This window comes from uncultured Boseongicola sp., assembly GCF_937988555.1.
Lineage (GTDB): Bacteria > Pseudomonadota > Alphaproteobacteria > Rhodobacterales > Rhodobacteraceae > Boseongicola.
Genome location: NZ_CALJXO010000256.1, coordinates 1 through 8025 on the forward strand (window position 1 = coordinate 1; position 8025 = coordinate 8025).

7 protein-coding genes are annotated in these 8025 nt (G+C 54.5%); 6 read left to right on the forward strand and 1 reads right to left on the reverse strand.

The window, feature by feature from the left end; all coding sequences use genetic code 11:
- Positions 1 to 247 precede the first annotated feature (247 nt).
- The 3 genes from Q1B15_RS15360 (at position 248) to Q1B15_RS15370 (ending at position 3403) form a co-directional block, all read left to right on the forward strand.
- The gene (locus Q1B15_RS15360; RefSeq protein ID WP_299755146.1) at positions 248 to 1651 is read left to right on the forward strand and encodes a mechanosensitive ion channel domain-containing protein; all 1404 of its coding nucleotides are present in this window, start codon (positions 248 to 250) and stop codon (positions 1649 to 1651) included.
- 253 nt (positions 1652 to 1904) lie between these two features.
- Entirely contained in the window at positions 1905 to 2306 is a 402-nt protein-coding gene (locus Q1B15_RS15365) for a hypothetical protein (protein WP_299755149.1), read from the forward strand.
- A gap of 398 nt (positions 2307 to 2704) precedes the next feature.
- Complete coding sequence (locus tag Q1B15_RS15370) at positions 2705 to 3403, forward strand: amino acid racemase (protein ID WP_299755151.1); 699 nt, start codon at positions 2705 to 2707, stop codon at positions 3401 to 3403.
- A 19-nt stretch (positions 3404 to 3422) separates the two neighbouring features.
- On the opposite strand, the gene Q1B15_RS15375 is transcribed toward Q1B15_RS15370, so the two are convergent.
- Complete coding sequence (locus Q1B15_RS15375) at positions 3423 to 4307, reverse strand: LysR substrate-binding domain-containing protein (RefSeq protein WP_299755153.1); 885 nt, start codon at positions 4305 to 4307, stop codon at positions 3423 to 3425.
- Positions 4308 to 4578: 271 nt separating this feature from the next.
- Here Q1B15_RS15375 and Q1B15_RS15380 point away from each other — a divergent pair, with 271 nt between their 5' ends.
- The 3 genes from Q1B15_RS15380 to Q1B15_RS15390 form a co-directional block, all read left to right on the forward strand.
- Complete coding sequence (locus tag Q1B15_RS15380) at positions 4579 to 5544, forward strand: glycine betaine ABC transporter substrate-binding protein (RefSeq protein ID WP_299755155.1); 966 nt, start codon at positions 4579 to 4581, stop codon at positions 5542 to 5544.
- Between the two features lie 79 nt (positions 5545 to 5623).
- Entirely contained in the window at positions 5624 to 6679 is a 1056-nt protein-coding gene (locus Q1B15_RS15385) for a betaine/proline/choline family ABC transporter ATP-binding protein (RefSeq protein ID WP_299755157.1), read from the forward strand.
- On the forward strand, positions 6676 to 8025 hold a 1350-nt coding region (locus Q1B15_RS15390; RefSeq protein ID WP_299755160.1), incomplete at its 3' end, for an ABC transporter permease subunit. The genes Q1B15_RS15385 and Q1B15_RS15390, both read left to right, overlap by 4 nt.

The following is an 8025-nucleotide window of genomic DNA, read 5'->3' on the forward strand; positions in this document are numbered from 1 at the left end:
GGCCAAGGGATGGCACGTGTGGATGCGATCCGCGAAGTGCGCATACACGTCACGGAAGCTGTGGGGCAAGTCTGTCCGGGAAAAGGGGAACCTCGGCCATCACCGGATTAATACAACAGAGCCGAGCGAGAGCAGATATTCAGGCAAAGTAGCCGTGTTTTAGCTTTCACATCACCACAAATAATATTACTTGCCCTCAAGATCAAAGATGCATTCCGTGTAAAGCATTGAGACGAAAGTACTACCGATGAAAAAGCAAGAAGCTGAGTATGCAAAGAGATTGCGTGTCGCAGCCCGTTTGCGGCCCCTCCTTATTTCCCTGGTGGCCTGCCTTTTTACCATTTTCCCTCAACAGACGGTTTTTGCGCAAGACGGTGCGGAGACTGCACCGAAAGACTTCGCAGAAATTCTAGCGGATTCGGTAACTGCGGGCGTCGTCGACGAAAGCACCCGTGATCCTGTTACGGGCCTGTCCAGTGAACTGCTCGACCCGACCATCTTGCCCTCAGAGCTAGAACTCAGACTCATTCCGTTGACGAAGAGTGAACTTGAGGTTTTAGCTCCCGAGTGGCTGGAAATTGTACGCGCGAAGACAGAGAATGTCATGGCCGCGCAAATCGCAATTTCCAGAACGGATGCCGATGCAGAGGATGCCGCGCGCGAAAATTTGACTGAGCTCGTCCTTGAGCGGGGCGCGCTTTTTGACAAATACAGTAAGGTCGTTTCGGCGTGGGAGAAGAAGGGCGGGGATGCGCAGGTCATCTCAGAGTACCGTGCCTACAAATCATCGGTAGTCGTGGAAGAAACGCGAACGTCGGACTATCAGACACTTTATGCGGAGGCAGTTCGTTGGCTTGTCGACCGTGAAGGTGGCATTGCGTTGGCCATCAACGTAGCGGTTATTGTGGCGTCTCTGTTGGCGCTTCTGATTTTTGCAAAGACGATCCGCAGATTGGCGCGCGGCTGGCTTGGGCACGTCCCAAATCTGTCAAAACTGCTTCAGGCTTTTATTGTAACACTGATTTATTGGTTGGTGCTCGCGATTGGCCTCATGGTCGTTCTTTCGGCACTTGGTATCGATATCTCTCCAGTTTTTGCTTTGATCGGTGGCGCCTCGTTCATCCTTGCTTTTGCTTTTCAAGAGACGCTCGGAAATCTGGCCAGTGGCCTGATGATTATAGTCAACCGTCCTTTCGACGAAGGGCACTACGTCGATATTGGTGGTGTGGCGGGAACGGTAAAGTCAGTGAGCATTGTAGCGACGACTGTTGTTACTCCTGACAATCAGGTGATTGTCATCCCCAATAAAAATGTCTGGGGCAATGTCATCACCAATGTGACGGCGAGTAAAACGAGACGCGTCGATCTTGTGTTTGGAATATCTTACGAAGATTCAATCCCAGAGGCTTTGAAGGTAATCGAAAAAATAACACGAGCGCATCCGCTCGTCCTCGACGACCCCGAGACGATCATCCGCGTTCACGAACTTGCCGACAGTTCGGTAAACTTTATCTGCCGGCCGTGGACGAAAACATCTGACTATTGGGCGGTCTACTGGGACCTAACGCAACAGATGAAGGAGGCATTTGACGCCGCCGGTATTTCGATCCCTTACCCTCAACAGTCGTTGCATATTCGCTCTGGCAGGTAGTTCCGTCGAGGCGAGCCTGGCTTTTGCAGCCAGGTGGACTTACGTTCCAGGCGGCGACTTTTGGAACTGGGCGTAGACGACCTTTGATGAATTCGACAAAGGCTTTGAGCGCGCGTCGCCGCGTGAATCTTTAGCTCAAGGCTCGTGGCGACAAGTATTTAAGTTTTTTCGGCAAAAGTAATTTCTAAATTCGCGTTGAAAGGTACTCTCAGGGAGACACAAAGAGCGAGTGGGACTGAAGGGCGCGAATGGAATGACAACATCTCTACCGATCGAGCGTCGCTCCAAGGCGAAAGGTATTTTGTTCAGTGTAGGTCGATATTTTGGGTGGTATCTGATTGGGATATTCGCGTGCATCACTTTTACACCTGTAGAGATGGTATTGATTGACGCGCCCATGTGGCTGTTTTTTGTCCCTTTTGCTCCGATTGGTTACTTCTTTTTCTATTTCGATCTGCCGCCGCAATACGTGTTCGGGTCCAACATTTCTTACTGGACCGTTTATGTGATTGGTATTGTGCTTGTTTTACTTGGCTTTGCGTCACATTTTTTGGCGGAGGGCCGCTTCCGCGCCTGGAGCCCTCTGATGGTAGGTTTCCCATTAGGGTTTGTCGGAACTCTGGGGGTTTACTACACCGTAGCTGCCAGCATTTAGACCTGCTCCCTGTGCAACACTCTGACTTATGCTGTAAGTCAGGGCTGCGTGGCAAAGCAGTCACCTCTGCATCTTAGCGCTAAGAATGCCGCAAGAACGGGTTTGAGTTTCGGATGTACGCGTCTATCTGTGCGAATTGAAATTTGCCTATCCGCACATGTTCTCTTCGCAAGCTGTGCGGTGTCCTTGGTGCCCACGTATTGGTTTCGCACAAGCCGTGGCATGAAACCAGGATAGAGCGCGACGATCGTAGTGGTATGATAGAACGTTGTGATGAGAACTATGTGCCACATTTCTTGACTGCCGATAGAAGCAAAAGGGCGCTAAAAAATGGTCAGCCAAAGAGATTCCGGATCACCGCAATCGTTTACCAGCTCCAAGTGGCCAAGGTCTGAACCATGGTTGTAACCCATCCAATAGGCATCCTCGGCGGCATGGGGCCTGAGGCCACTGTGCTTCTTCAGCAAAAGCTAATCAAAGCGATACCCGCCCGCGACGACAACGATCATATCCCGCTTCTAATCGATATGAACCCGCAGGTGCCGTCGCGGATTGCGCACTTGATCGAGGGCACAGGCAAGGATCCCGGACCAACACTAGCAGCAATGGCCCGCCGGCTCGAAAGCGCCGGAGCCGTGGCGCTAGCCATGCCCTGTAACACCGCGCATCACTATGCCAGCGCAATTGTCGAAGCGGTCGATATCCCGCTTTTGAACATGGTCGAACTGGCGGCCGACCATGCCTATGCCACACTTGGGGTCGGGGGGCGTGTTGGAATTCTCGCCTCGCCTGCGGTGCGACGCACGCGGCTTTTCGAACTGGCTTTGGAGGCACGCGGACTTTCGACAATCTGGCCCGACGACGACGACGCGATGCTGGCTGCGATCCGCGCAATCAAAGTGAACGGACCCACGCAGGCAGCACGTGACAGGCTTCTTGCCGCCTCGGCAGAACAAGCTGCAAAGGGCGCTGAGCTCCAGTTCGTTGCCTGCTCGGAGTTTTCCATCATTGCAGACAGCGTCGCACCGGGCGTGCGTGCGGTTGATACGATTGATCTTCTGACCGAGGCCATCGTTCAGACGTCACAAGCGACATAGGCGGACACATCTGGACCCGTCAGAGCAACTCCCACAATTCCTGAGCGGTCCGGTTGATAGTCGCAGGATTGGACAAAGCCGAAATGGTTAACGCCGCGGTCCAATCCGCATCGCCGATCGGCACCACCGACCCTTCGGCAAGTTCGGCCGCAATGGCCGTCTCGGGCAACCACGCAAACCCACTTCCCTGCAAAAGCCGCCGCTTGATCGTTTCAACGAGGCTATCCACATAAATCGTATCAGCATGCAACGACCTCTTGCCCAACGTGTTTTCAACGACCATTCCCAGAAATGACGAGCGCTCATAAGCCAGATACGGCATGGGCGCGCCGCCCGATTTGGAAATGTCCCACCCGAAATTACGCGCGGGCCCGCTGGCAGCAACCGGGATCAGGCGGTCCGTCACAAGGTCCTTTCGCTCGAATGCTGCTTCGTCGACCATGGATGAGACCGTATGATGGAAGTAGCACAGCATGATATCGACGGCCCCTTCCGCCAAAAGATCACAACAGACGCTTAAGGAATCGGAAATCACGCGCGTGCGCAGATCAGGAATTTTTCGCTGCATAATTTCGATGCGGGACGCCAGATAATTGACCGAAATCGTATGAAGCGCCGAAATTCTGATGAATCGGCTGTCGCCTCTGTCAGCATCGCGGATCGATTGACGGGCCTCGGACAATTGCGAAATCACATGAAGCGCAACCGGTAGGAAGTGCCGCCCCGCGGCCGTTAATTGCACTGGGTAAGTGTCGCGATTAATCAGTGGTATTCCAACCCAACTTTCCAAGGCTTTGATTCTACGACTGAAAGCTGATTGCGTGATGTTCCGCTCGGCAGAGGCACGGGTGAAATTCAGCGTTCGAGCGAGACAGTCAAAATCAAGGAGCCAATTCAGATCCAATGCTTATTCCCACGCGACAAGAGACGGTTTTTCCGATCATAGAGAAATCTATGCAAAAAACGAATGATTTGATGACATGTTCGAATTGGCTATCGGAAAACGTCTCAACCTAGACTTGAAACCAGGAACCGGCGGGCCTTTGAAATATCGGCGTCCCGTCCGCCGTGACAGCTCGAAGGCAAGGAGGCACGACTTCGCCACACACCGCAGAGACCAAAAATTCTAAATAACGACGCCGAAAATCCGGCGCGCTTCAACAGAGGAAACTACCATGAAAACCAAGTTCAAATCACTCGGCCTTGCGGCCACGGTCAGCATTTTCGCGCTGCCTGCGTTCGCCGCCGAAGAAGTAAAGATCGGCGTTCCATCCTGGACTGGTGCTCAGGCCATTGCATATGTGCTTGGCGAAGTCGTCGAGTCGCGGATCGGCGGCACCGTCGACTATGTCCCCGGCAACAACGCCACAATTTTCCAGGCCATGGATCAGGGCAAGGGCGACATTGACGTGCACCCAGATGTCTGGCTGCCAAACCAGGAAAGCTTCACCAAAAAATACGTCGACGAGGCTGGCACGGTCACGCTGTCGTCCAACCCCTATCAGGGCAACCAGGGTTTCTGCGTTTCCGAGGATTTCGGGACCGCCAACAACGTCACGGACATTGCCGATCTGGGCCGTCCGGATGTGGCTTCGCTGATGGATAGCGATGGCAACGGTCTGGGCGAAATGTGGATCGGTGCGCCAGGCTGGGCGTCGGCCAACGTAAACGAAGTCAAAACACGTGACTATGGTTTACTCGACTTCGTAGAACCGATCCGCGCGGAAGAAAGCGTTAAAACGGCGCGCATCAAAGACAGCATCGCTAAGGAAGAAGGCTATGCGTTCTACTGCTACAAACCGCACGCTGTTTGGTTCATGTTCGACGTCCGGATGTTGACCGAACCGACATTTGACCCCGCAAAATACACAATGGTTCAGCCGTCCGACGATGCCGATTGGTACGAGAAGTCCATGGTCGCAACAAAAGACGCGCTGAAGGATGTGCAGATCGCATGGTCAAACTCATTGGTTGACCGGTCTCCTGCAATCGCCGAGTTCTTTACGAACTTCGGTTTGACAGCTGACGACGTTAGCCAGTTGGCCTTTGAAATCAGTGCAAACGGTCGTGACCCGGCTGATGTCGCAAAAGAGTGGGTGAACGCAAACTCCGATCGCGTCGACGGCTGGCTCGGCCTCTAAGGTATTCGACAGGAAAACAGGCGGTGCGGCTTTCACGGTCGCGCCGCCACTCCCCGACGCCGCGCAGGACATTCCCGTTATGACTGACGACACCGTCATCGAAATCTCCAACGTCTGGAAGATATTCGGAGCCAACGCGCAGGCCGCCCTTTCGGCAATTCGCGAAAAGGGGTTGGGAAAGGCCGAAGTTCTCGCCGAGTACAACGCAGTCGTTGGCGTCGCAGACGTCAGCCTTTCCGTAAACCGAGGCGAAATTTTCTGCATCATGGGTCTGTCCGGTAGCGGAAAGTCCACATTGGTCCGTCATTTCAATAGGCTGTTGGAACCAACGGCCGGAAAAATTGAAATCGAGGGCATCGACGTCATGGCGCTGGGACCGCGAGAGCTTCAAAAGTTCCGCAACCTGAAGATTGGCATGGTTTTTCAAAACTTCGCGCTGATGCCGCACCGTTCGGTTCTGGACAATGTGGCGATGCCGCTGGAAATCCGGCAGGTCGCCAAGAACGAGCGCATGCGTCAGGCCGCCGCCATTCTCGACATTGTAGAACTGGGCGCATGGGGCGCGAAATTCGCCCACGAGCTTTCGGGCGGAATGCAGCAGCGGGTTGGACTGGCGCGCGCATTGGCGGCAAACCCCGATGTCCTATTGATGGACGAGCCGTTCTCGGCACTCGACCCCCTCATTCGCCGCCAACTCCAGGACGAGTTTATCCGCCTCTCAAAAATCTTGAAGAAAACAACGATTTTCATCACTCATGATCTCGACGAAGCGGTGCGCATCGGTGACCGCATCGCGATCATGCGAGACGGAAAGCTGGTACAGATGGGCACCGCCGAAGACATCGTCATGGATCCGGCGGACGACTACGTGGCTGAGTTCGTCGCCGGAATTTCCCGACTGAAAGTCGTTCACGCCCATGCGGTCATGCAGCCCATCGACGCCTTTGTCGCCCAGAACGGTGCCCTTGCCGCCGAAGCCTCGCGCGTTGACCAAAATGAAACGCTGAGCACACTCATCAACCTTGCGATTGATGATGACAATCCAATCGTCGTTCAAACCGATGGCCGAGATGCAGGGGTGATCACCCGCGCCGATCTGCTGCGCACCGTGATTGAAGGGACCGAAGTATCATGACCGATCAAGGCGTAAATCCCCTCGAGGATACCGATTCAGACGCAGCCCTGGCCTATGCTGAAGAACGTCGGGAAAACATTCGCACATTCGTTCGCACGAACCCGGAATACTACATCCGAATGTTCGACAAGATCGGCGCCTCATCTCGCTTCACTCCGACAGTAAACCTATTCGCGGGTTTGTTCGGCCCGGTTTGGTTTGGCGCACGGGGCCTCTGGAACTGGGCCCTTCCTTTTCTGATCATCGAAGCTCTTGCATTTGTGCAAATCTCCCGCGGGCTTTTCGGTGATCTGGCCGCCGATGCAATGGATCGGATAGCCTCAATTGAAGGCACGCTGGAACTGCGGCGACAGCAGCTGTCTGCAGCAATAGAAAACGGTTCGGATCGGGTGGATGCCTTCCGTCGCGCGGTGGAATCGCTGGAGGCCAATATCGGCGGATTTCGCGCCGATGCAGACGCGATGGCCGCAGAAGGCCCGACGATCGCGTTGACCGGATTAGCGATTTTGGTGATCGCCAAATTGGTCGAAGCCCTTGTGGCAAACACCGCCCTTGAAACGCGCTTTTCCGATTGGCTCAGCGATCGCGCAGTACGATCTGGCCTGCCAACCTCGCAAATTGCTTTCAGTGCGGTGTTCATGGCGCTCATCGTCTTTGCCGCGATGATGCACTACAGCTTTCCGGGCCGGTTCGCGCTGCTGTCAGACTTCCCAACCGACCCGGACATTCGGCTTGTCAGTATCGATCGTGTAGAGGCTTTCTTCAATTGGGCCGTGCTAAACGGCGATGCGCTTTTTGATGCGATTACCTATTTTATCCGCCTTGTCCTTGATGCGCTTGAGATTGTCTTTGTGAGTACACCCTGGATTGTGGTGGCTGCGCTGATCATCCTGCTAACATGGCTGACCGCTGGCGTGCGCATGGCGATCTATTCCACCGCCTTTTTATCCTACATGGGCCTTCTGGGCTTTTGGGAGAAAGCCATGACAACCCTGGCCCTTCTTGGAACCGCGGCCTGCCTTTCGATCCTGATCGGCATCCCCTTGGGCATGTTCGCGGCGCGCAGACCAAAGTTCTATTCCTTCATTCAGCCGATCATGGACTTCATGCAGACCATGCCCGCCTTCGTCTTCATGATCCCAGTGATTGCATTCTTTGGAACAGGAAAACCGGCAGCCGTCGTAACAACAATGATCTTTGGTGGAACGCCCGTCGTCCGTTTGACGGTCCTCGGTCTGCGAGGGGTGCCCGAAAGCGTGCGGGAGGCGGCCATCAGTTTCGGCGCGAACAAATGGTACCTCTTAACCAAAGTCGACTTACCGCTTGCGGGGCCGTCAATCCGAGCC

Coding starts and splice junctions, on each gene's coding strand:
- Q1B15_RS15360 (WP_299755146.1), top strand. CDS start 248: ATGAAAAAGCAAGAAGCTGAGTATGCAAAGAGATTGCGTGTCGCAGCC.
- Q1B15_RS15365 (WP_299755149.1), top strand. CDS start 1,905: ATGACAACATCTCTACCGATCGAGCGTCGCTCCAAGGCGAAAGGTATT.
- Q1B15_RS15385 (WP_299755157.1), top strand. CDS start 5,624: ATGACTGACGACACCGTCATCGAAATCTCCAACGTCTGGAAGATATTC.
- Q1B15_RS15370 (WP_299755151.1), top strand. CDS start 2,705: ATGGTTGTAACCCATCCAATAGGCATCCTCGGCGGCATGGGGCCTGAG.
- Q1B15_RS15380 (WP_299755155.1), top strand. CDS start 4,579: ATGAAAACCAAGTTCAAATCACTCGGCCTTGCGGCCACGGTCAGCATT.